This is a genomic window from Edwardsiella anguillarum ET080813, assembly GCF_000264765.2.
GTDB lineage: Bacteria > Pseudomonadota > Gammaproteobacteria > Enterobacterales > Enterobacteriaceae > Edwardsiella > Edwardsiella anguillarum.
Map to the genome: position 1 here is coordinate 1,684,999 of NZ_CP006664.1, position 23,701 is coordinate 1,708,699.

The 23,701-nt window shown below is 58.9% G+C and carries 21 protein-coding genes; 10 read left to right on the forward strand and 11 right to left on the reverse strand.

The window, feature by feature from the left end; genetic code table 11:
- Positions 1 to 4 precede the first annotated feature (4 nt).
- Positions 5 to 1,027, reverse strand: a complete 1,023-nt coding sequence (gene argC / locus ETEE_RS07590) for an N-acetyl-gamma-glutamyl-phosphate reductase (protein ID WP_034165429.1) — start codon at positions 1,025 to 1,027, stop codon at positions 5 to 7.
- Between the two features lie 203 nt (positions 1,028 to 1,230).
- Between argC and argE the strand changes: the two genes are divergently transcribed.
- Both argE and ppc read left to right on the forward strand, forming a co-directional pair.
- Positions 1,231 to 2,382 carry an acetylornithine deacetylase gene (argE, locus tag ETEE_RS07595; RefSeq protein WP_034165430.1) on the forward strand — a complete coding sequence of 384 codons (1,152 nt, stop codon included), beginning with the start codon at positions 1,231 to 1,233 and terminating at the stop codon, positions 2,380 to 2,382.
- Positions 2,383 to 2,617: 235 nt separating this feature from the next.
- Positions 2,618 to 5,251 carry a phosphoenolpyruvate carboxylase gene (gene ppc / locus ETEE_RS07600; RefSeq protein WP_034165431.1) on the forward strand — a complete coding sequence of 878 codons (2,634 nt, stop codon included), beginning with the start codon at positions 2,618 to 2,620 and terminating at the stop codon, positions 5,249 to 5,251.
- A 48-nt stretch (positions 5,252 to 5,299) separates the two neighbouring features.
- Here the strand turns inward: ppc and metF are convergent, their stop codons facing one another.
- Together metF and ETEE_RS07610 are read right to left on the reverse strand one after the other, a co-directional pair.
- A complete protein-coding gene (gene metF, locus ETEE_RS07605; RefSeq protein ID WP_034165432.1) occupies positions 5,300 to 6,199 on the reverse strand; it encodes a methylenetetrahydrofolate reductase in 900 nt (299 codons plus the stop codon).
- Positions 6,200 to 6,428: 229 nt separating this feature from the next.
- Positions 6,429 to 7,028, reverse strand: coding sequence for a TetR/AcrR family transcriptional regulator (locus ETEE_RS07610; protein ID WP_034165433.1), 600 nt, complete (start codon positions 7,026 to 7,028; stop codon positions 6,429 to 6,431).
- 230 nt (positions 7,029 to 7,258) lie between these two features.
- Here ETEE_RS07610 and ETEE_RS07615 point away from each other — a divergent pair, with 230 nt between their 5' ends.
- Both ETEE_RS07615 and ETEE_RS07620 read left to right on the forward strand, forming a co-directional pair.
- Positions 7,259 to 7,816, forward strand: coding sequence for a carboxymuconolactone decarboxylase family protein (locus tag ETEE_RS07615; RefSeq protein ID WP_034165434.1), 558 nt, complete (start codon positions 7,259 to 7,261; stop codon positions 7,814 to 7,816).
- Positions 7,817 to 7,991: 175 nt separating this feature from the next.
- On the forward strand, positions 7,992 to 9,224 hold the full coding sequence (locus ETEE_RS07620; protein WP_034165435.1) for an MFS transporter: 1,233 nt from the start codon (positions 7,992 to 7,994) through the stop codon (positions 9,222 to 9,224).
- A 46-nt stretch (positions 9,225 to 9,270) separates the two neighbouring features.
- Here the strand turns inward: ETEE_RS07620 and dtd are convergent, their stop codons facing one another.
- From dtd to typA, 4 genes are all read right to left on the reverse strand, one after another.
- Positions 9,271 to 9,708 carry a D-aminoacyl-tRNA deacylase gene (gene dtd, locus ETEE_RS07625; protein WP_034165437.1) on the reverse strand — a complete coding sequence of 146 codons (438 nt, stop codon included), beginning with the start codon at positions 9,706 to 9,708 and terminating at the stop codon, positions 9,271 to 9,273.
- 15 nt (positions 9,709 to 9,723) lie between these two features.
- Positions 9,724 to 10,602 carry a virulence factor BrkB family protein gene (locus tag ETEE_RS07630; RefSeq protein ID WP_034165438.1) on the reverse strand — a complete coding sequence of 293 codons (879 nt, stop codon included), beginning with the start codon at positions 10,600 to 10,602 and terminating at the stop codon, positions 9,724 to 9,726.
- A 121-nt stretch (positions 10,603 to 10,723) separates the two neighbouring features.
- Entirely contained in the window at positions 10,724 to 11,311 is a 588-nt protein-coding gene (gene yihX / locus ETEE_RS07635; protein ID WP_034165440.1) for a glucose-1-phosphatase, read from the reverse strand.
- Positions 11,312 to 11,474: 163 nt separating this feature from the next.
- A complete protein-coding gene (typA, locus tag ETEE_RS07640; RefSeq protein WP_012850286.1) occupies positions 11,475 to 13,295 on the reverse strand; it encodes a ribosome-dependent GTPase TypA in 1,821 nt (606 codons plus the stop codon).
- 370 nt (positions 13,296 to 13,665) lie between these two features.
- Between typA and glnA the strand changes: the two genes are divergently transcribed.
- From glnA to ETEE_RS07660, 5 genes are all read left to right on the forward strand, one after another.
- Complete coding sequence (gene glnA / locus ETEE_RS07645; protein WP_012850287.1) at positions 13,666 to 15,075, forward strand: glutamate--ammonia ligase; 1,410 nt, start codon at positions 13,666 to 13,668, stop codon at positions 15,073 to 15,075.
- 228 nt (positions 15,076 to 15,303) lie between these two features.
- Entirely contained in the window at positions 15,304 to 16,371 is a 1,068-nt protein-coding gene (glnL, locus tag ETEE_RS07650; protein WP_034165441.1) for a nitrogen regulation protein NR(II), read from the forward strand.
- Positions 16,372 to 16,407: 36 nt separating this feature from the next.
- Positions 16,408 to 17,823, forward strand: coding sequence for a nitrogen regulation protein NR(I) (gene glnG / locus ETEE_RS07655; protein ID WP_034165442.1), 1,416 nt, complete (start codon positions 16,408 to 16,410; stop codon positions 17,821 to 17,823).
- A gap of 121 nt (positions 17,824 to 17,944) precedes the next feature.
- Entirely contained in the window at positions 17,945 to 18,067 is a 123-nt protein-coding gene (locus ETEE_RS21235) for a YshB family small membrane protein (protein WP_015462572.1), read from the forward strand.
- 221 nt (positions 18,068 to 18,288) lie between these two features.
- Complete coding sequence (locus ETEE_RS07660; protein ID WP_034165443.1) at positions 18,289 to 19,947, forward strand: putative transporter; 1,659 nt, start codon at positions 18,289 to 18,291, stop codon at positions 19,945 to 19,947.
- 55 nt (positions 19,948 to 20,002) lie between these two features.
- Here ETEE_RS07660 and hemN read toward each other — a convergent pair whose 3' ends face one another.
- Genes hemN through yihI form a run of 3 tightly spaced genes read right to left on the reverse strand, consistent with a single transcriptional unit; the run spans position 20,003 to position 22,093 of the window.
- A complete protein-coding gene (hemN, locus tag ETEE_RS07665) occupies positions 20,003 to 21,376 on the reverse strand; it encodes an oxygen-independent coproporphyrinogen III oxidase (protein ID WP_034165445.1) in 1,374 nt (457 codons plus the stop codon).
- Between the two features lie 6 nt (positions 21,377 to 21,382).
- Entirely contained in the window at positions 21,383 to 21,556 is a 174-nt protein-coding gene (locus ETEE_RS20020) for a high mobility group protein Z (protein ID WP_071844101.1), read from the reverse strand.
- Between the two features lie 6 nt (positions 21,557 to 21,562).
- The gene (gene yihI / locus ETEE_RS07670; RefSeq protein WP_034165446.1) at positions 21,563 to 22,093 is read right to left on the reverse strand and encodes a Der GTPase-activating protein YihI; all 531 of its coding nucleotides are present in this window, start codon (positions 22,091 to 22,093) and stop codon (positions 21,563 to 21,565) included.
- A 670-nt stretch (positions 22,094 to 22,763) separates the two neighbouring features.
- Here yihI and yihA point away from each other — a divergent pair.
- Positions 22,764 to 23,417 carry a ribosome biogenesis GTP-binding protein YihA/YsxC gene (yihA, locus tag ETEE_RS07675; RefSeq protein ID WP_034165448.1) on the forward strand — a complete coding sequence of 218 codons (654 nt, stop codon included), beginning with the start codon at positions 22,764 to 22,766 and terminating at the stop codon, positions 23,415 to 23,417.
- A gap of 212 nt (positions 23,418 to 23,629) precedes the next feature.
- Here yihA and spfP read toward each other — a convergent pair whose 3' ends face one another.
- Positions 23,630 to 23,677: a small protein SpfP gene (gene spfP / locus ETEE_RS22410; protein ID WP_071892919.1), complete on the reverse strand. Its 48-nt coding sequence runs from the start codon at positions 23,675 to 23,677 to the stop codon at positions 23,630 to 23,632.
- Positions 23,678 to 23,701 lie beyond the last annotated feature (24 nt).

Here is a 23,701-nt window from a genome sequence, read left to right on the forward strand (position 1 = left end):
ATGGTTAAAGGAGAGCGCACGTCTCAGGAAAGCCAAAGCGCAGGTTCATACACTGCACCGCCTGGGCCGCCGCCCCTTTCAGCAGATTGTCCTCTGCGGCAACCACGATCAGATGCTGTCCCTGCAGGGAGAAACCGATGTCGCAAAACGGCGTACCCGCCACCGCGCCGATGGACGGCAGCGTTCCCTGATACAGGCGGATCAATGGTTTATCCTGATAGGCTCGATAAAAAGCCATCGCCACCTCGGCCGCATCCACGCCGCTTTTTACCCGTAGGTGGATCGTCTCCAGTATGCCGCGAGGAAAATTGCCCAGATGGGGGGTAAAAATCACCGGAATGCCTAGGTGTGCGGCGATCTCCGGCTGATGACGATGCGTAAACAGCCCATAGGGCTGCAGGCTTACCTCGCAAAAGCTGCTGCCGAGGCTGGCCTTACGTCCGGCGCCGCTGACGCCGCTGACGGCGTTGATAACCGGCCACTGCGCCGTATCGATCAGCCCAGCAGCCAGCAGCGGTTTTAACGCCAGCTGTGCCGCCGTCGGGTAGCACCCCGGCAGCGCGACCAGCTGCGCCGTGCGCAGCGCAGCGCCCTGCCACTCCGCCAGGCCATATACCGCCTGCTCAAGCCACTCGGGATGTTGATGCGTAAAGCCGTAATACTGCGAGTAGGCCTTGCTGCTGCGGAGCCGATAGGCGCCGGAGAGATCGAAGACGGTGCAACCGGCCGCCAGAAACTCAGGCGCCAAAAGATGGCTAACTGCATGATCGGTCGCCAAAAAGACCACATCGGCCAGCGGGGCCAGCGCCGCGCTGTCGTCGCAGGCCAGCAACGGGAGATCGACCACCCCTTTCAGCCGCGGGTGAATATCTGACAACAATTTTCCGCCATCAACGCTTTGCGCAGACACGGTCAAACCCGCTATGGTGATGTAGGGATGGCGCTGCAGATAGGCGGCAAGCTCAGCACCGGTATAGCCGCTGGCGCCAACGATTAACCCATTTAACGACTTCTGAATACTGGACATCGCGGCGATCGCTCCTCTTGGTTAACCGTGGATACCGGCCGTGCGCTGAGATGCCTCAGCCCCTGACCTCACATCCAGTTAGCCCCATCGCTGCTGCCAATACTCGGGCGTCCCTGTCTGTTCCATTCGATGATGCTTTATTGTATTTTTATTCATAATTACTGCATGAATATTGATACTATCCAAACTTGAGGCTGTCAACCATGAATACGCAATTACCCTCATTTATCGCGTTGTACCGTGCGCTGATCGCAACCCCCTCCATCAGCGCCAACGACGGCGCACTGGACCAGAGTAATGAACGGTTAATCACCCTGCTGGCAGGATGGCTTAGCGATCTCGGGCTGCGTGTCGAGGTGCAGCCTGTCCCTAACACACGGAATAAATTCAATTTACTAGCGAGCTATGGTGAGGGAGGCGGAGGACTGATGCTGGCGGGACATACCGATACGGTTCCCTTTGACGAGGGGCGCTGGACCCGAGATCCCTTCACGCTCAGCGAACAAGATAATCGCCTGTACGGTCTTGGAACCGCAGACATGAAAGGATTCTTCGCTTTTATCATCGATACCCTGCGCGATATCGAACTGCATAAACTAAATAAACCGCTCTACATTTTGGCGACGGCGGACGAGGAGACCTCGATGGCGGGCGCGCGCTATTTTGCCGCCAGCACCGCGCTGCGCCCCGACTGCTGCATCATCGGTGAACCCACCTCCCTTAAACCGATCCGAGCCCATAAAGGCCATCTCTCCGAGGCCATCCGCATCACCGGTCAGTCAGGGCACTCCAGCGATCCGGCGCGCGGCGTCAACGCGATTGAGATCATGCACGATGCCATCGGCCACCTGCTCACCCTGCGCAATACGCTGCAGCAGCGTTACCACAATCCGGCCTTTAATATCCCTTACCCCACCATGAACCTGGGGCATATCCACGGAGGCGATGCAGCTAACCGCATCTGCGCCTGCTGCGAACTGCACCTGGATATGCGCCCGCTGCCGGGAATGACGCTGAACGATCTCAGCGAGCTGCTGAATCAGGCGCTGGCGCCCATCGCGACGCAGTGGCCGGGACGTCTGCGTATTGAGCATCTGCATCCGCCGATCCCCGGCTATGAATGCCCGCGCCACGCGCCGCTGGTACTGGCAATAGAACAGCTATTGGGGGAGCGAGCAGAGGCCGTCAACTACTGTACCGAGGCACCGTTCCTGCAAGAGATCTGCCCAACGCTGGTGCTCGGCCCGGGCTCCATTGAGCAGGCGCATCAGCCGGATGAGTATCTGTCCACCGACTTTATTGTGCCGACGCGCACCCTGCTGACGCAGATAATCCACCATTTTTGTCAGCGCTGATCACGGCAGGTGCCGCCCCGGGCAAACGATGACGCGGCGGCGTTTGCAATGTAACTGTTATCAGTTAGACCTCTTCAGGTCATTGCGTAATTAAATTTCAGTTAACAGCGCTAAATTGTGTGTTTTGGCAAGAAATTGTGTCAATTGACGCAGAGGACGGAACGTGGCTTTATAAAGAGGCACTCTACAATTTCCGAGTGAAAGAAATTTACGTATTGGGAGGGGCAGTGGTTCTATGAATGAGCAATATTCAGCGATGCGTGGCAATGTCAGCATGTTGGGCAAGCTGCTGGGCGATACCATCAAGGACGCGCTGGGAGAAGATATCCTGGATCGCGTTGAAACTATCCGCAGGCTGTCCAAGTCGTCACGCGCAGGCAATGAAGCCAGCCGACAGGCGTTGCTGAACACACTGCAAAATCTTTCCAATGACGAGCTGTTGCCGGTGGCGCGCGCCTTCAGCCAGTTCCTCAATCTGGCCAACGTCGCGGAGCAATATCACCGAATATCCCCACACGGCGAGGCTGCCAGCAATCCCGATGCCCTGTCTCACCTGTTCACCCGGCTGAAGAATAAAAATCTGGACGAGGCGCAAATCCGTCAGGCCGTCGATAACCTCTCCATCGAGCTGGTGCTGACCGCACACCCCACCGAGATCGCTCGCCGTACGCTGATCCATAAACTGGTGGAGGTAAACACCTGCCTCAGCCAGCTCGATCATGACGATCTGGCCGACTATGAGCGTCACCAGATCATGCGCCGCCTACGCCAGCTGGTGGCCCAATCCTGGCACACCGACGAGATCCGCAAAAACCGCCCAACCCCCATCGACGAAGCCAAATGGGGCTATGCCGTGGTCGAAAACAGCCTATGGGAAGGCGTTCCCGCCTTCCTACGCGAGTTTAATGAGCAGCTGGAAAAATCCCTTGGCTACCAGCTACCGGTCGAAGCGGTACCGGTGCGCTTCACCGCCTGGATGGGCGGCGATCGCGACGGTAACCCCAACGTCACCGCCGAGGTGACCCGCCGCGCCCTGCTGCTCAGCCGCTGGAAGGCTGCGGAGCTATTCCTACGCGATGTCCAGGTGCTGGTATCAGAGCTCTCTATGACCGTCTGTACACCGGAGCTGCGGGCGCTGGCGGGCGAACATGCCCAGGAGCCCTACCGCGAGGTGTTAAAGCGCCTGCGCCAACAGTTGAACAATACGCTGACCTATCTGGACGCGCGTCTGCGAGGGGAGCGCCTGGCGCGCCCCGCCGATCTGCTGGTCAGCAACGATCAACTGTGGCAGCCGCTGCATACCTGCTACCGCTCGCTGAAGGCCTGCGGTATGGGAATCATCGCCAACGGCCAGCTGCTAGACACCCTGCGCCGGGTCCACTGCTTCGGCGTGCCGCTGGTACGCATCGATATTCGCCAGGAAAGTACCCGCCATACCGAAGCGCTGGCCGAGCTGACCCGCTATCTGGGGCTGGGTGACTATGAGACCTGGTCTGAAGAGGATAAGCAGACGTTCCTGCTGCGCGAGTTGAACTCCAAGCGCCCGCTGGTGCCACGTCACTGGACGCCATCGCCGGAAACCAAAGAAGTTTTTGACACCTGTCAGGTGATCGCTGAGGCGCCAGCCGGCGCCATCGCCGCCTATGTCATCTCGATGGCGCGTACCCCATCCGATGTTCTGGCAGTCCACCTGCTGCTGAAAGAGGCGGGCTGCCCGTACAATCTGCCGGTTGCTCCGCTGTTCGAAACCCTCGACGATCTAAACAATGCCGAGGCGGTGATGACACAGCTGCTGAGCATCGACTGGTACCGTGGTTTTATCCAGGGTAAACAGATGGTGATGATCGGCTACTCTGACTCTGCCAAAGACGCCGGTGTGATGGCGGCCTCCTGGGCGCAATACCGTGCACAGGAGGCGCTGGTGCGCGTCTGTGACGGCGCAGGGATCGCCCTGACTCTGTTCCATGGCCGTGGTGGCTCCATCGGCCGCGGCGGCGCGCCGGCGCACGATGCCCTGCTCTCCCAGCCGCCGGGAAGCCTGAAGGGCGGCCTGCGCGTAACGGAACAGGGGGAGATGATCCGCTTCAAGCTCGGCCTACCGGAGATCGCCGTCAGCAGCCTGACGCTGTATACCAGCGCCATTCTGGAGGCCAATCTGCTGCCGCCGCCGGCGCCGAAGCAAGAGTGGCGCGATGTCATGGACGAGCTCTCACAGACCTCCTGCGCGCTTTATCGACGCTATGTCCGCGAGAATCCAGATTTTGTTCCTTACTTCCGCTCGGCGACGCCCGAACTGGAGCTGGGTAAGCTGCCGCTGGGCTCTCGTCCGGCCAAACGCCGTCCCAGCGGCGGCGTAGAGAGTCTGCGCGCGATCCCGTGGATCTTTGCCTGGACCCAAAACCGCCTGATGCTACCGGCCTGGCTGGGCGCCGGGGCCGCGCTGGAGGAGGCCATGGCGGAGGGGCGCCGCGACGCGCTGGAAAGCATGTACCGCAGCTGGCCATTCTTCACCACCCGCATCGATATGCTGGAAATGGTGTTCGCGAAGTCCGATCTGTGGCTGGCCGAATACTACGATCAGCGCTTGGTTGACCCTGCCCTATGGCCACTGGGCACAGAGCTACGCCAGCAGGTACAGCGGGATATTCAGGCGGTGCTGGCCATCGCCAACACCGATCACCTGATGGCCGATCTGCCCTGGGCCGCAGAGTCGATCGCTCTGCGTAACGTCTATACCGATCCGCTCAACGTCCTGCAGGCTGAGCTGCTCTACCGCTCACGCCATCAGGAGCAGCCGGATGCCAACGTCGAACAGGCGCTGATGGTCACCATCGCCGGCGTCGCCGCCGGGATGCGCAATACCGGCTAGCGACGGTACAGAGGAAAAAGCCCGCGGCAGCGGGCTTTTTTACGCCTCTCACGCCACGTCCCTCTGCGGCCGCACGCCCAGCGTATGACAAATGGCGTAGCTCAGCTCGGCTCGATTCAGGGTATAAAAGTGGAAATCTTTCACTCCCTCGCGGCTGAGCAGCTTCACCATGTCCATGGCAATGTTGGCGCCGACCAGCTTGCGCGTCTCCGCATCCGCATCCAGCCCGTCAAACATAGCCAGCATCCACTGCGGTACGCGGACATTGGTCAGCGCCGCAAAGCGCTGCAGCTGGCGAAAGTTGGACACCGGCAGGATCCCCGGCACGATCTCAGCGTCAATGCCCGCCGCCGCACAGCGATCGCGAAAGCGGAGATAACTCTCCACGTCAAAGAAAAACTGGGTGATTGCCCGACTGGCGCCGGCGTCAATCTTGCGCTTTAGGTTTAACAGGTCGGCCTGGGCGCTCTTGGCCTCCGGGTGGACCTCGGGATAGGCGGCGACCGAAATATCAAAGTCAGCCTCCTCGCGCAGCAGCGCCACCAGATCGCTGGCGTACATTTCCGGACGCCCGCCCTCCGCCGGTAGATCGCCGCGCAGCGCTACAATATGGCGGATGCCGCTATTCCAGTAATCTCGGGCGATGCCCCGCAGCGCCTCCCGGCTGACATCAACGCAGGTCAGGTGAGGGGCCGCCTCCAGCCCGGTGCGCTCTTTTATTCCCTTAATCACGCCGTGGGTGCGATCGCGCTCGCCGGAGTTGGCGCCGTAGGTCACCGAGATAAACGACGGCCTCAGGGTGCTGAGCCGATCGATGGATCGCCACAGCGTTTGCTCCATCTCCTGGCTGCGCGGCGGAAAAAACTCAAAAGAGACCTGGATCCGCCCCTGCAGCTCGGCCAGGCTCTGGTTCAGCGCATCATGCTGGCTTGCGTGAAAAAAACTCATACCCCATCATCCTTATGCTCTGCGCGGCTCTCTGCGCACCCCATTTTAAACATCCATACGTTTAGACGTCCAAATAGAAGTTGCCGTAAGTTGATGGATTCGTCAACAGCAAATTGCCGTCGGGCGATGAAGAAACCTCAGGAGAGAATGAGAAAGCCTCAGGCAGGCCCCTGCGCAGCCCAGACACCGCTCCCGCGATCCGTATCTGCGGCCCCGTCGGCGCCGGGAATTAGGATAGTGCGCTGGCGCGCCAGCGACGCAGCGTTACGCAACTGTCATCCACCAGCGCCGCCAGCGCGGGGGAATTGCCTATCTGCAGCGCCATAATGCGAATACCGATCACCTCTTTTTGCAGCCAACGCGCTATGTGCCGGGCCTCGGCCTCGGCTAACCGCGGCGCACCCTCCCGGAAAGCCCGGTAAAAGGCCGCCTCCATCGCCGCCAGGCTCTCTCGCACCACCGATAGCGGCGCCTCCTCCGCTCTCCCTTCGAGTTCGAGCAGGCTTTTAACCAAGAAACAGACGCTGGAGGGAAGCTCCGCCGAACAGGTGGCGCCAAAGTGGCACAAAAAGGCCTCGGCGCCGGAAAACGGATCGGGATAGTCCGCCATCAGCGCGAAAAACGCATCGACCTGGCACTGGGTATAGCGCGTCAACGCGCTGGAAAACAGCGCGGCTTTATTACCAAATGCGGCGTAGATACTGCCAGGGCGCATATTTAACGCCTGCTCAATCTCTTTCATCGACGTCGCAAAGTAGCCGCGCCGCCAAAACAGAGCGACAGCCTGCTGCAGCGCCGCATCGCGATTGTGTTGGAGGGGTCTTGCCATGCCACAAGCCTGCTGGAAAGTTTAATAGATTTCATTGTAACGCACTTTTTTGAACGGTTGTTCAAAAAAGTTATTGAACAATCATTCAAAAATATCTAGAGTGAAATTTCACCGATTAACGCCGGGAAGAAGCGCGCCGGATGAGCGCGTTTTACAGAGATGCCAGCGCAAAACGACGGCACCAACGCCGCCTTACCCGATGCGTTAAACGCCAACCCTAGGGAGATAACATGCTGACTTTTGAAAAATACGATGAGCACACCGCCCCCCAGGAAAGCCGCGATTTACTGCTGCAAAGCAAGCGCAGCAACGGCGGTATCCCAGGGCTACACGCTATCATGGCGGAGTCACCACAGCTGCTGGCGGGATACCAGGCCCTGCATAGCCTGTTTCTGCACAGTAGCTTCGATAATGACGAAAAAACCGTCGTCTGGCAGACCATCAACGTTGAGCACCGCTGCCACTACTGTGTACCGGCCCATACGCTGATCGCCCGTGCCATGAAGGTCAGCGATGAGATCAACGATGCCCTACGCGACGAAACCCCGCTGCCCAGCGCCCGTTTAGAGGCGCTGCGCACCTTTACGCTGGCGATGGTGCGCCAGCGCGGCGAGGTGGATGATGCAACCCTGCAGGCGTTTATCGCCGCCGGTTTTGAGCGCCGCCATATCCTCGACGTCATTTTATGCCTGGCGCAAAAGGTCATGAGCAACTATACCAATCATGTGGCACATACGGAGCTGGATGCCCGTCTACAGCCCATTGCTTGGCAAAAGCGAGCGGTGTAACCGTCGGCTGTGTATCTTCGCTCCCCTCGGCGCCGAGGGGAGCAGGTTCGTCTCACCGCACGAACGGCAGTTGCCAAGACCGGCCGCTGACGGCAGAATAGCCAACCCCACCAGCCGCTATTTCACAGGCGATCCCGCTGGGTCTGACTGTTTTTCCTTTTAGCGACCATACATTATGCAAAACCGTTTATCTTCTACTCGCCGACTTGGCCGGCGTGCACTGTTATTTCCCCTCTGTCTGGTGCTGTATGAGTTTGCCACTTATATTGGCAACGATATGATTCAACCGGGCATGCTGTCGGTAGTGCAAACCTTTGGCGTCGACGAAAGCTGGGTTCCGACCTCCATGACCGCCTATCTGGCCGGCGGCATGTTCCTACAGTGGCTGCTCGGCCCGATCTCCGACCGTATCGGGCGGCGGCCGGTGATGTTGACCGGCGCGCTCTACTTTGCCGTAACCTGCCTGGCTATTTTGCTGACCAACAGCATCGAACAGTTCATCCTGATGCGTTTTTTACAGGGGATCAGCCTGTGCTTTATCGGCGCCGTCGGCTATGCCGCGATCCAGGAATCATTCGAGGAGTCCGTGTGTATCAAGATCACCGCGCTGATGGCCAACGTTGCGCTGATCGCGCCGCTGCTCGGGCCATTAGCCGGCGCCGCCTGGGTGCATCTGTTTCCCTGGGAGGGCATGTTTATCCTGTTTGCCGCGCTGGCGCTGCTCGCCTTCCTTGGTCTGTATAAGGCCATGCCGGAAACCGCGACCCGACGAGGAGAGAAGCTGTCGCTGTCGGCGCTGGGCCACGACTATGCGCTGGTGCTGAAAAATAAACGCTTTCTGGGCGGTGCGCTGGCCTGCGGCTTCGCCAGCCTGCCTCTGCTGGCCTGGATTGCCCAGTCGCCGGTGATCATCATCAGCGGCGAAGGCCTCAGCAGCTACGACTACGGCATGCTGCAGGTGCCGATTTTCGGCATGCTGATCCTGGGTAACTTTACCCTGGCTCGCCTGAGCGGCCGCCGTCCGGTTCGCCGTCTGATTCAGCTGGGTGCCTGGCCAATGGTCGGCGGACTGGCGATCGCCGCCGCCTCTACGCTATACAGCGCCCATGCCTACCTGTGGATGACGGCGGGGCTGAGTCTGTATGCCTTTGGCATCGGTCTGGCCAACGCCGGCCTCTATCGCCTGACGCTGTTTTCCAGCACGATGAGCAAGGGCACCGTCTCCGCGGCGATGGGCATGATCAGTATGTTTATCTATACCATTGGCATTGAGGTGGGCAAACACACCTGGCTGCAGGGCGGAAACGGCGCCTTCAACCTGTTCAACCTGATAAGCGGTCTGCTGTGGCTGGCGCTGGTCGCACTGATGCTGCGCGATAAGCGAGTGGGCGGCGCGGCGGAGAGCTGAGACAGCGGCGCAGGCGTACGACAGGCCGTACGCCGCTATCTATCGGCTAAACCTGCAGCCAGAAGGTGACCGGGCCGTCATTGAGCAGGGAAACCTGCATATCGGCGGCAAAGCATCCGGTCGCGGTAGTGATACCGCTGGCGCGGCAGGTATCAGAAAAATAGGTATACAGGCGCTCAGCCTCATCCGGTGCCGCGCCGCGGGAAAACCCAGGGCGCATCCCCTTTTGAGTATCCGCCGCCAGGGTAAACTGAGAGACCACCAGCACGCTGCCGCCGGACTGACGTACGTTGAGGTTCATTTTACCCTCGCCATCGCTAAAGACGCGGTAGCCCAGTACCTTATCACACAGGCGCTTTGCCTTCTGCTCATCGTCATCTTTCTCCACGCCCAACAGCACCAGCAGTCCCGCGCCGATCTCTCCGATAACCTGATTCTCTACCGTCACGCTGGCATGGGTAACCCGCTGAATTAATGCGATCATCTAACCTTTTACTCCTTACTCATGATGTGATGTCAACGCCTGCTGCAGACCCTGCTCCTGCCGGCGGTGCGCCCGAAAATCACCGATGGCCACGGTAACCTCTGCGCCAAGCAGTACGATACACCAGCTCCAGTACACCCAGACAAACAGCATCGGGATCACCGCCAGCACGCCGTAAATCAGCTGATACGACGGAAACGCGGTGATGTACAGCGCAAAGGCCTTCTTCCCCAGCTCAAACAGCCCGCCAGCAACCACGGCGCCGATCAGCGCATCGCGCATCGGCACGCGTTGGGTCGGTACAATGCAATATAGCAGCCAGAAGCTGACGCACGACAGCAGCAGCGGGAACAGACGCAGCAGCTGATCCACCATGGAGTAAACCGCACTGTCCGCCAGCCAACGCAGCGACAGCAGATAGGTGCTGATCGCCATGCTGGCCCCCACCAGCAACGGCCCCAGCGTCAGGATCATCCAGTAGACGGCGAACGAATACACCACGGCGCGCTTACGCTCGCTGCGCCAAATATGGTTCAGCGCCCCATCGACCGAGGAGATCAGCAGCAGGGCGGTCACGATAAGACCAATGGCTCCCAGCGCCGTCATCTTGCTGGAGTTGGCGACAAACTGCTCCAGATAGGACTGCACCACGTCACCGGCGGCCGGCACGAAGTTGGTGAAGATAAAGTGTTTCAGCTGAAAAGAGACGCTGGAAAACATAGGGAAAGCGGTAAACAGAGAGAATACCACCGTGATCAGCGGCACCAGAGAGAGCAGGGAGACGTAGGCCAACGAACCGGCCACCATGGTCATACGATCGTCATCCACCCGCTGCCACAGAACCTTGGCAAAGTAGGCCCAGCCTTTAATACGTTTTAGGGAAAATGGCGTCATGCTTACTCCTGTCAGTTACGCCCGCATCGCGGGTCATATCGGCCCCAGCGATGGGGGCTTTCGATCCTACTGTGATGTTCAGGGTAGCGCAGACGCAAGATAAAAGAAAAAACCGATCTCGTTATGCAAAATAGGTGGGGATCACCTGACGGTCACATACCTGTACCGCCTGGATCCCCAACGCCTTCGCCGCCGCCACATTGTCGGCGTTATCGTCAAAAAAGACCGACTCCCCGGCCGCCGCCCGCTCCTGCTCCAGGACATAGCGATAGATTTCGGCATCGGGTTTACGCATGCCCAGCTCCTGCGACAGGTACATTTTATCGCAGGCGGCCGCGATCTCCGGGTAGTGCTGAGGCCAAAAGTGAGTGTGCAGCCGATTGGTATTGGAGAGCACCACGACCCGCTCCCCCTGACGGCGCAGGCGCTGCATGATATCGATCACCTCCGGGCGCAGCGCGACGAAAATCGCCTGCCAGCCCAGCTCGAACTGGGCAAAGCTGAGGGAGATCCCCATTTCATCGCACAGACGCTGGGCAAAAGTTTCATCGTCTATCGCCCCGCGCTCATGCTGACGAAAGGTATCGCCCATCGTAAAACGCTTGCTTAAGGTGGCCAGCGGGGCGCCGCTGTACCGGCTCCAGACCCCCAGCACACGGTGAAAATCGATGTCTACAATCACGTTACCTAAATCAAAGATGTACAGCATGCGCAGCTCCCGATTTCAGCTTATTGGCGTGAGAGACTCCACTGTAGACGGAAAAAACAGCAGCGAACAGAAGGGACGCAAGAAAAGCGGGAGGTCGCGCGCAGATAGCGCCCGCAAAAAAAACGGGGCGCCTTAGGCACCCCGTGGTATCACATCGACGCGATTAGTCGCGCGGACCGCGGTTAGCGCGGCGGCGATCGTTCTCGGTCAGATGACGCTTACGCAGACGCACGGAGTGCGGCGTAACTTCAACCAGCTCGTCATCATCGATAAACTCCAGCGCCTGCTCCAGGGTCATTTTCACCGGCGGAGACAGGGTGGTCGCTTCATCGGTACCGGAAGCACGCATGTTGGTCAGCTTCTTACCGGTCAGGCAGTTAACCGTCAGGTCATTGGAGCGGCTATGAATACCGATGATCTGGCCTTCATAGACTTCTGCACCGTGACCCAGGAACAGCTTGCCGCGATCCTGCAGGCTATACAGCGCGTAGGCAACCGCTTTACCCTGACCGTTAGAGATCAGCACGCCGTTCTGACGCTGGCCGATTTCACCCGGACGCACGTCATCATAGTGACTGAAGGTAGAGTACAGCAGACCGGTACCGGAGGTCATGGTCATGAAATCGGTACGGAAGCCGATCAGGCCACGGCTCGGGATGATGTAATCCAGGCGTACACGGCCCTTGCCATCCGGAGACATATCGCGGATCTCACCCTTACGGATACCCAGCGCTTCCATCACAGAGCCCTGGTGCTGCTCTTCGATATCCAGCGTGACCTGCTCAAACGGCTCCTGCATGCGGCCATCGATCTCACGATAGATAACCTTCGGACGGGATACCGCCAGCTCATAGCCTTCACGACGCATGTTTTCGATCAGCACGGACAGGTGCAGTTCGCCACGGCCAGAGACGCGGAAAGCGTCCGGGTCCGGCGTTTCTTCAACGCGCAGGGCGACGTTGTGCACCAGCTCTTTCTGCAGACGCTCCAGGATCTGGCGAGAAGTCACAAACTTGCCTTCTTTACCGCAGAACGGAGAGGTGTTAACGCAGAAGTACATGCTTACGGTCGGCTCATCGACGGTCAACGGCGGCAGGGCCTCAACGGCGCTCGGATCGCACAGGGTATCGGAGATGTTCAGATCGCCCAGGCCGGTTACCGCGACGATATCGCCCGCTTCCGCCAGATCGGTCTCGATACGCTGCAGACCCAGATGGCCCAGAACCTGGCCCATTTTACCGTTACGACGCTTACCTTCGCTGTCGATAATGGTGATCTGCTGGTTCGGCTTCACCTTGCCGCGCTTGATACGGCCGATGCCGATAACCCCAACGTAGCTGTTATAGTCCAGCTGGGAGATCTGCATCTGGAACGGGCTGTCCAGATCGACGTCCGGCGCAGCTACATGCTCGACGATAGCTTCAAACAGCGGAGTCATATCCTCGGCCATGTCGGCGTGATCCAGGCCGGCGATCCCCTGCAGCGCAGAGGCGTAGACGATCGGGAAGTCCAGCTGCTCATCGGTCGCACCCAGATTGACGAACAGATCGAAGACCTGATCGACAACCCAATCCGGACGCGCGCCAGGACGGTCAACCTTGTTGATAACCACGATCGGCTTCAGCCCGTTGGCGAACGCCTTCTGGGTTACGAAGCGGGTCTGCGGCATCGGGCCATCCATTGCGTCGACCAGCAGCAGAACCGAGTCAACCATAGACATCACACGCTCTACCTCGCCGCCGAAGTCGGCGTGCCCCGGGGTATCCACGATGTTGATGCGATAGCCATTCCAATTAATGGCGGTGTTTTTCGCGAGGATGGTAATCCCACGCTCTTTCTCCAAATCGTTGGAGTCCATTACGCGCTCAGTCGCGTCGTTACGTTCACCCAGGGTTCCGGATTGTTGCAACAGTTTGTCGACCAGGGTGGTTTTCCCATGGTCAACGTGCGCAATAATGGCGATGTTACGCAGATTTTCGATCACAGCTTTGCCTCAGGCATTAGAAATAGCGCGCTATTGTACACGTATTAAGCGAGGGACTAAACAGGATCACAAGCTTCTCGCAGAAACAATGCTACGAATGGCGGTTTGTGATCCTATTCACGATGCTAAACGGCGCGGGAATAAACAGCTTGCACCAAGATTGTGCGTTTGCTGAAGTGATTTGCACTATTATGGAGCACCCAGCTCCATCAGTGCCGCCTGACACAGCGTCAGAGTAAGGTAATTATGCGCCATCCGGGCAATTTGTAAAGTTGGCACGTTTCTCGCTAATGCTACAGCACGATGGCTAAAACCACTTTCTATCATCCGTGATCCGTTGCACGGCGACCAAAGAAACCGGGAGTAGAGTATGTCCGCTGAACATATCTTAGCGATGCTGAATGAGCACGAAGTTAAATTTGTCGATCTGCGCTTTACCGATACCAAGGGTAAAGAGCAGCACGTCACCATTCCGGCTCATCAGGTTGACGCCGACTTCTTCGAAGAAGGCAAGATGTTTGACGGCTCCTCCATCGGCGGCTGGAAAGGCATCAATGAGTCAGACATGGTGCTGATGCCGGATCCCACCACCGCGGTACTCGACCCGTTCTATGAAGAGCCAACGCTGATTATCCGCTGCGACATTCTGGAGCCAGGCACCCTGCAGGGCTACGACCGCGACCCGCGCTCCATCTCCAAGCGCGCCGAAGACTTTCTGCGCGCCTCCGGTATCGCCGACACCGTGCTGTTTGGGCCGGAGCCAGAGTTCTTCCTGTTCGACGATATCCGCTTCGGCAGCAGCATCAACGGCAGCCACGTCGCCATTGACGACATCGAAGGCGCGTGGAACTCCTCAACCAAATACGAGGGCGGTAACAAAGGGCACCGTCCGGCGGTTAAAGGCGGCTACTTCCCGGTTCCGCCGGTTGATTCGGCTCAGGATATCCGCTCGACCATGTGCCTGACCATGGAGGAAATGGGGCTGGTGGTAGAGGCTCACCACCATGAGGTGGCCACCGCTGGGCAGAACGAAGTCGCCACCCGTTTCAACACCATGACCAAGAAAGCGGACGAAATCCAGATCTACAAGTATGTGGTGCACAACGTCGCCCACGCCTTTGGTAAAACCGCCACCTTTATGCCCAAGCCGATGTTCGGTGACAATGGCTCAGGCATGCACTGCCATATGTCCCTGTCTAAAAACGGCAGCAACCTGTTTGCCGGCGACAAGTACGGCGGCCTGTCTGAAACCGCGCTGTACTATATCGGCGGGGTGATCAAGCACGCTAAGGCCATCAACGCCCTAGCCAACCCGACCACCAACTCTTACAAGCGTCTGGTGCCGGGCTATGAGGCGCCGGTGATGCTGGCCTACTCTGCCCGAAACCGCTCCGCCTCCATTCGTATCCCGGTGGTGGCATCGCCGAAGGCTCGCCGCATCGAGGTGCGTTTCCCGGATCCGGCGGCCAACCCGTACCTGTGCTTCGCTGCCCTGCTGATGGCCGGCCTGGATGGCGTCATCAATAAAATCCACCCCGGCGACGCCATGGATAAAAACCTGTATGACCTGCCGCCGGAAGAGGCCAAAGAGATCCCGACCGTCGCAGGCTCTCTGGATGAAGCCCTGGCCGCGCTGGACAGCGATCGTGAGTTCCTGACCCGCGGCGGCGTCTTTACCGACGATGCCATCGATGCCTACATCGAGCTGCGCCAGTCAGAAATGGAGCGCGTACGCATGACGCCGCACCCGGTCGAGTTTGAACTCTACTACAGCGTATAACGCGACGCACGGTAGGAGACCCGGCGCGTACCGGGTCCTTGCCGCGCGCGCCACGCTGGAGACATCCGTTTTTGTTGCCGTGGAAACTTTCAGCCCATCTTCGGATGGGTTTTTTTCGCCGTACGCCGCAGGACGGAGAAAAAACGCTCCGCTCCCCCCGCACGGACAGCAAAAGCATGCTACAGTGCAAGGCATCCTATTGCACCAAAACAGTGCAGGAGTGCGCAAATGGCTGAATACCCTACACCGCCCCACCGTAACCTACCCGATGCCGGACCGCTGCTGAATGCCATGATGACCTGCATCCTGGTCCTGGACGACGATCTGGTCATTCGCTATGCCAATCCGGCTGCTCAGCAGCTGCTGGCGCAGAGCCCGCGCAAGCTGTTTGGCACACCGCTGCCGGATCTGCTGAGTTATCTCTCCCTGGATATCGCGCTGATGCGCATCAGCCTACGCGCAGGACAGGGTTTTACCGACAACGAGGTGATGCTGGTCGTCGACAGCCAGCCGCACATCATGGCGCTGACGGCCCAGCCCCTGAGCGAAGGACAGATCCTGCTAGAGCTTTCAACCCTGGACAGCCAGCGGCGCCTGAGCCAGGAGCAGCTCCAACACTCCCAGCAGGTCGCCGCCCGCGATCTGGTGCGCGGGCTGGCCCATGAGATCAAGAACCCGCTCGGCGGGCTGCGCGGGGCGGCGCAGCTGTTGGCCAGGGCATTACCGGATCCGGCCCTGACCGAGTACACCCAGGTGATCATCGAGCAGGCCGACCGCCTGCGCAACCTGGTCGATCGTCTGCTGGGCCCTCAGAGGCCGGGGCAGCGCGTCACCCAGAGTATTCATCAGGTCGCCGAGCGGGTCTGCCAGCTGGTCTCCCTGGAGTGCCCGGGGAACATCACCCTGCTGCGCGACTATGATCCCAGCCTGCCGGAGCTGAATCACGATCCGGAGCAGATAGAGCAGGTGCTGCTGAATATCACGCGGAACGCCCTGCAGGCGCTGGGCGAACGGGGCGGCACCATCACCCTGCGTACCCGTACGGCGCTGCAGGTCACCCTGCACGGCGAGCGCTATCGCTTGGCGGCGCGCATAGATATAGAAGACGATGGGCCAGGAATCCCCGCTCAGCTGCAGGATACGCTGTTCTACCCGATGGTGAGCGGACGCAGCGGAGGCACCGGGCTTGGCCTGTCGATTGCAAGGAGCCTGATCGATCAGCATCAGGGAAAAATCGAGTTTAACAGCTGGCCGGGCCACACCGAGTTTTCGGTGTATTTGCCAATCCGCAAATAGCCCCCGCCCCTTACGCAACAGGTGGTCACCATGACAATGCAACCGGGTCTCGTCTGGATCGTCGACGATGACAGTGCCATCCGCTGGGTCTTAGAGCGTGCGCTGACCGGCGCAGGTTTGCGCTGCGCCACGTTTGAAAATGGTCAGTCGGCTCTGACGGCGATGAGCGCCCAGACGCCGGACGTTCTACTATCAGACATCCGCATGCCCGGTATGGACGGACTGGCCCTGCTGCAGCAGATAAAAGCGCGCCATCCGCTGCTGCCGGTCATCATTATGACGGCCCACTCCGATCTGGATGCCGCGGTCAGCGCCTACCAGCGGGGTGCCTTTGATTATCTGCCCAAACCGTTCGACATTGACGAAGCCGTCGCGCTCGTCGAACGCGCCATCAGTCACTATCAGGAACAGCAGCAGCCCGCGCGCCAGGCGCCGGGGAGCGATCCCAGCGCCGATATCATCGGTGAGGCGGCGGCGATGCAGGATGTCTTTCGCATTATCGGACGCCTGTCTCGCTCCTCCATCAGCGTGCTGATCAATGGGGAGTCGGGCACCGGGAAAGAGCTGGTCGCCCATGCGCTGCACCGCCACAGCCCGCGCGCCAAGGCGCCGTTTATCGCCCTGAATATGGCGGCCATTCCACGCGATCTGATCGAGTCCGAGCTGTTCGGCCATGAGAAAGGCGCCTTTACCGGCGCCAACCAGATCCGCCAAGGGCGCTTTGAACAGGCGGACGGCGGGACGCTGTTTCTCGATGAAATCGGCGACATGCCGCTGGACGTTCAGACCCGTCTGCTGCGCGTGCTGGCCGACGGACAGTTTTATCGCATCGGCGGCTATGCGCCGGTCAGGGTCGATGTACGCATCATCGCCGCCACCCACCAGAATCTGGAACAGCGGGTGCAAGAGGGGAAGTTCCGCGAAGATCTCTTCCACCGCCTTAACGTAATCCGCGTCCATCTTCCGCCGCTGCGTGAGCGGCGCGAGGATATACCGCGCCTGGCCCGCCACTTTCTCAAAGTGGCGGGCCACGAGCTGGGCGTCGAGGCCAAAGTGCTCAGCCCGGAGGCCGAGGCGGCGCTTACCCGTCTGCCGTGGCCAGGCAACGTGCGCCAGCTGGAGAATACCTGCCGCTGGCTGACGGTCATGGCCGCAGGCCAAGAGGTGTTGGCTCAGGATCTGCCGACGGAGCTGTTTGACGGCGTGCGCGATGAGCGTCAGCCGGTGGCGCTCTCGCCGGACAGCTGGCCACGGCTGCTGAGTCAGTGGGCGGAGCATGCCCTGCAGAGCGGCCAGCAGGATCTGCTGGCCGAAGCCCTGCCGGAGATGGAGCGTACGCTGCTGAACTGCGCCCTGCGCCACACACAGGGTCATAAGCAAGAGGCGGCCAGACTGCTCGGATGGGGCCGTAATACCCTGACCCGCAAGCTGAAAGAGCTGGGAATGGAATAATGACGGAGAGCGGATACCCTCGGTTAAAAACGCTGCACGGCGCACAAAAAAACGCCAGGCGCGATCTTTACACCCCCGCGCGAGCGAGTATGATCGGCTGCGTTTTAACGGGAGAATAATGATGATCGATTCGCTGTACGCCATGGTTTCCCACGGCGCCGAACTCAGCGCCAGCGGCGGGCCATCATCGCATGCCGCCGTTGCCGCTGTGCTGTGCGCCGCGCTGCTCCACCTGTTGGGATAACCCCTCTACGCTCAGGGCGTGACCATTATGGCACGCCTTGAGCCCCCAGCGTCCCCGGAAGAATATCTGCTAGGATATCCACTAAATACCCGGGCTGTGCCGTGTGACACAGTCCATTTACCGACGCTCTGTAACAATGTTCAGGTGGGTTTTCCGTTACCCCAGCGGATCATCCGGTCGCGCGCGTTTCACCGGAGTCGTTTAATCATCAAGGATGTATCATGAGCGATATCGCCCTTACGGTCAGTATGCTGTCACTGGTCGCAGTACTTGGGTTATGGATTGGTAACTGGCGGATCTATGGCGTCGGCCTGGGGATCGGCGGCGTCCTGTTCGGCGGGATCATCGTCGGCCATTTTGCCCAGCGCTACCAGCTGGATCTCAACAGCGATATGCTGCATTTTATTCAGGAATTTGGCCTGATCCTGTTCGTCTACAGCATCGGTATTCAGGTGGGGCCCGGCTTTTTCTCCTCGCTGCGCGTTTCCGGCCTGCGCCTCAACGCCTTTGCCGTCCTAATGGTACTGATAAGCGGGCTGATTACCGCCGCCATTCACAAGCTGTTTGCCGTTCCTCTGCCGATCATTCTGGGCATTTTCTCCGGCGCTGTCACCAACACGCCGGCGCTCGGCGCCGGGCAGCAGATATTGACCGATCTGGGGTCCAATCCATCCCAGATAGATCTGATGGGGATGGGCTACGCCATGGCCTATCCCTTCGGCATCTGCGGCATTCTGCTGGTGATGTGGCTGGTGCGCCTGCTGTTCCGCATCAATATCGACGCCGAGGCGCGTGACTTCGACGCGCGTAGCGGCCACAGCCACGAGCTGCTGCAAACCATGAATATCATGGTGCGCAACCCCAACCTGAGCGGACTGTCCATGCAGGAGGTGCCGATCCTGAATAGCGATACCATCGTCTGCTCACGCCTCAAGCGCGGTGATTTTCTCATGGTGCCGCTGCCCACCACCCAGATCGAAATCGGCGATCTGCTCCATCTGGTGGGGCAAAAGCAGGAGCTGGAGAACGCCAGGCTGGTGATCGGTGAACAGGTGGACACCTCGCTGTCCACCCGCGGTACCGAGCTGCAGGTCAGCCGCGTCGTGGTCACCAACGAGAAGGTTCTGGGAAAAAAGATCCGCGATCTCAACCTGAAGCAAAAGTACGATGTCGTGATCTCGCGGCTTAACCGCGCCGGCGTCGAGCTGGTGGCCGGTAATAATGCGACACTGCAGTTCGGCGATATTCTCAATCTGGTCGGCCGGCCTCAGGCGATCGATGCCGTCGCCGCCATCGTCGGTAACGCCCAGCAAAAGCTACAGCAGGTGCAGATGCTGCCGGTCTTTATCGGTATCGGGCTGGGCGTTCTGCTGGGGTCGGTACCCCTGTTCATTCCGGGCTTCCCGGCGGCGCTCAAGCTAGGACTGGCCGGCGGGCCACTGGTGGTCGCTCTGATCCTGGGCCGTATCGGCAGCATCGGTAAGCTGTACTGGTTTATGCCGCCCAGCGCCAACCTGGCGCTACGCGAACTGGGGATCGTGCTGTTCCTGGCGGTCGTCGGGCTGAAGTCCGGCGGTAACTTCATCGACACGCTGCTCAACGGCGAAGGGGTCACCTGGATTGGCTACGGGATCCTGATCACCGCCATTCCGCTGCTCACGGCGGCGCTTCTAGCGCGTCTGATGATCAAGATGAACTATCTCACCCTCTGCGGCATGCTGGCGGGAGCGATGACCGATCCCCCGGCGCTGGCCTTCGCCAACGGCCTCCACGCCACCAGCGGGGCTGCAGCGCTCTCCTACGCCACGGTCTATCCTCTGGCGATGTTCCTACGCATTATGTCGCCCCAGCTGCTGGCACTGCTGTTCTGGAGCGTCTGAACCGCTAAGCCTAAAACAATCCCCGGCGTGCCGGGGATTGTTTTATCGACGGGCGTCAGATGACGCGCGAAAACTGCTGCATTCGGGCCTGATGACGCAGATACACATCAAAGCACATGCAGATATTCCGGATCAGCAAACGACCGCGCGGCGTGACATTAATCGCCGTCTCCCCCAGCTCGACCAGCCCATCCTGCGCCAGCGGACGCAGCAACAGCAGATCCTCGATGAAATAATCCACGAAGCGAATGCCGTACTGCTGCTCTATCGGCGCGAAATCCAAGCGGAAATTACAGATAAGCCCCTTAATCACATCGCGGCGAATGCAGTCATCCCGGCTCATGGCCAGCCCGCGCCACAGCGCGTTACCCTGCGCCTCAACCGCGGCATAGTACTCCTTCAGCACCTTGCGATTTTGAGCATAACTATCCCCGATCATGCTAATCGCCGACACGCCCAGCCCCAGTAAATCGCTGTCGCCCTGCGTGGTATACCCTTGAAAGTTGCGATGCAGCTTACCGGCGCGCTGGGCCACTGCCAGCTCATCGTCGCGGTGGGCGAAGTGGTCCATCCCGATAAACTGGTATCCCACGCCGGTCAGCGTCGCGATGCTCTGCTGTAGAATGGCCAGCTTATGGTCTGCGCTCGGCAGATCGGCATCCTTGATCTTACGCTGAGCGGCAAACAGCTTGGGCATGTGCGCATAGTTAAAAATGCTGAGTCGATCGGGATTCAGCTCGATCACCTTTTGCAGCGTAAAATCGAAGCTCTCCGGCGTCTGGCGGGGCAGACCATAAATCAGATCGATGTTGGTAGAGGTAAAGCCTATTTCCCGCGCGTGACGCAGCAGGGAAAAGATAAACGCCTCATCCTGCTCGCGGTTGACCAACGCCTGCACGGTCTTATTAAAGTCCTGAACCCCCATGCTCAGGCGGTTAAATCCTTCTTGGCGCAGGTGGTCCAGCACATCCAGCGCAATCTCCCGCGGATCGATCTCTATCGAAATCTCCGCCTGAGGCGCAAAGGTAAAATGGCGACGCAGCAGCGTCATGAGGCGGCTAATCTGCACCTTATTGAGAAAGGTCGGCGTACCGCCGCCCCAGTGCAGCTGGCTCACCGTCCGCCCGGCAAACAGCGGCGCGCGAGCGGCGATCTCCAGCGCCAGCTTATCCAAATACTCGTCGGCCTTGTGGGACTGACGGGTCACAATCTTATTGCAGCCGCAGAAGTAACACAGCTTATGGCAGAACGGGATATGCACGTAAAGGGAAAGCGCCCGATCGGGATAGCGGGCTACGGCACGCAGAAAGTCCGCCTCATCAAAGCGTTGGTTAAACTCTAGCGCGGTGGGGTACGAGGTATAGCGCGGCCCGGAATAGTTATATTTCTGGATCAGGGCCAAATCCCAGACGATAGTCTGTTCTGACATGGATGCTCACTCCTTATTCTGTTTTCTCCTGACTGCGCGCAGTGGAGAAGCCGACGGCCTGCCGTAACGCATGGCGGCCCGTTGCCAGCGCGCTTTGCGCTGCGACAGCCGCCATAGTTTAGCCAATAACCACAGCAGATAACATGTGAGCATCAGACCGATGACCAGAATCAGGCTCATCCGGCATCAGATAGCATCTTTTGGGCTGCCGCGGCGCAGCAGCTGCATGATGTCTTCCTGTTCCTCAGCCTCGTCCTCATCATCTTCCAGCTCGATACCCAGCTCTTCCATCAGCGCATCGATGCGATCCAGCATCTCGTCCACATAGCGTTGCTCTTCGCCATTCAGCGTCGCGCCATTTTCCAGACGCTCCAGCAGGGCATCCAAACGCGGATCATTTTCCAGACGCGCCAGCTCCTCTTCCGGGGAGAGCGCCTTCTTCACCTCTGGCTGTACCGGCGGCTGCGGACGGCGCTGCGCTGTCACTTGACTATCGACCACCAGCGTAACCGGCGTCTTGCTGCCGAGACGCGGATCGCGCCCTGCGCGGCTACTTCCCTTTCCCCCCTGAGCCGCGCTGTCATTATTGCGGGCGCCCGGCTTATGGCCGCGGCGCTTTTTCTGGCGTTTGCGCTCGCGTCCTTCCAGATCCAGCTCCTGACGGGTTTTACGTGTTTTTTTGGCTTTAACGGCCTTTGATTTATTCACCGGACTCATAACTTATACTCTTGATCAGAGATGTCGAAAACTGCGGCGAAATCTATCAGAAAGGCCGCAAAGAAAAAAGGCGACAGCCTAAACTGTCGCCTTAATTTTATACCTTCTGCAGAAGGATATTCACACTAATCATCCCTAACGGCAAACAACGTCCCGGTTTATCCCTTTGCGGTGATGCTCCCTGCCCTCATCCCTAAGGCAAACTCCCTCTCCCGCCCGAAGGCGGTAGCCCACTCCCGAGCCAGATACCTCCCTGTGACAAACCTCCTGTCTGTCGCGCCACATCCTGTGGCCGGTCTCCTTACCCCGACGCGTTATCCTTAACGCCCCCTGGGCATCGTCATCCTGACGAAGAGTCCGTTTTACGCTGCATCCCTGCGCTGGAGTTAATCTATCCTACTGATGGTAAAGAACAATACGCGAAATCGCGCCTCGATAGTCGATCGATATCACACAAGTAATGTAATTAGCTGAATATCAATGAGTAAAAAATCAAGGCCTTACAGAATGATACGCCATTATCTGATAACGCTATAGCCGATCGCTTACGCGGAGGCGGGCCAATGGCTTACGCCATCCATGCCGACAGCACACGGATTTACGCGCCCTTTCCCGTCATTATGGTTATAATTCCTGCCATTATTCCTCCAGCAACAGGGAGACGATCCTCTTGGCCCGTCAAACTTACAACTACCATCTGACACACTTCGTCACCAGCGCCCCCGATATTCGCCACCTGCCGGCAGATACCGGCATTGAGGTGGCGTTTGCCGGGCGATCCAACGCCGGGAAATCCAGCGCCCTCAATACGCTAACCAATCAGAAAAGTCTGGCGCGTACCAGTAAAACGCCGGGACGTACCCAGCTTATCAATCTGTTCGAGGTTGAGGATGGCATTCGCCTAGTCGATCTGCCGGGCTATGGCTACGCCGAAGTCCCGGAAGAGATGAAGCGTAAATGGCAGCAGGCGCTGGGGGAGTATCTGCAGAAACGGCAGTGTCTGAAGGGATTAGTCGTACTGATGGATATCCGCCATCCGCTAAAGGATCTCGATCAGCAGATGATCGCCTGGGCGGTAGAGGCCGGCCTGCCGGTATTGCTGCTGTTAACCAAGGCCGATAAATTGGCCTCTGGCGCCCGCAAGGCGCAGCTGAATATGGTGCGAGAGGCGGTTCTGCCGTTTATGGGCGACATTCAGGTCGACGCATTCTCCTCCCTCAAAAAGTTCGGCGTCGATAAGCTGAGAGATAAGCTGGATACCTGGTTCAGCGAGATTGCACCTCAGCAGGCGGACGAGGACGACGATCCCAGCATCGGCGAGTAATGAGCCTCAGGCCTACAGATGCCATCAGCCGCGCAAGCGGCTTTTTTATGTCATTTTTCAACAAAATAGAAAATAATCACATCAGCGACAAGCGTCTTACGACGTCAACACGCGTCCGGCACCACCGGCGAGGTATACGCGGTGATATTTCAGCTAACGTGTTCTTTATACAAAAAAAACGCCCCAGTCATAAAGACTGGGGCGGCTAATAATCAGCCAAATCCGATTACGTGAAGTAAAAGGTCTGAAAGATAGAACATCTTACCTCTGTACCCTACGCTGAC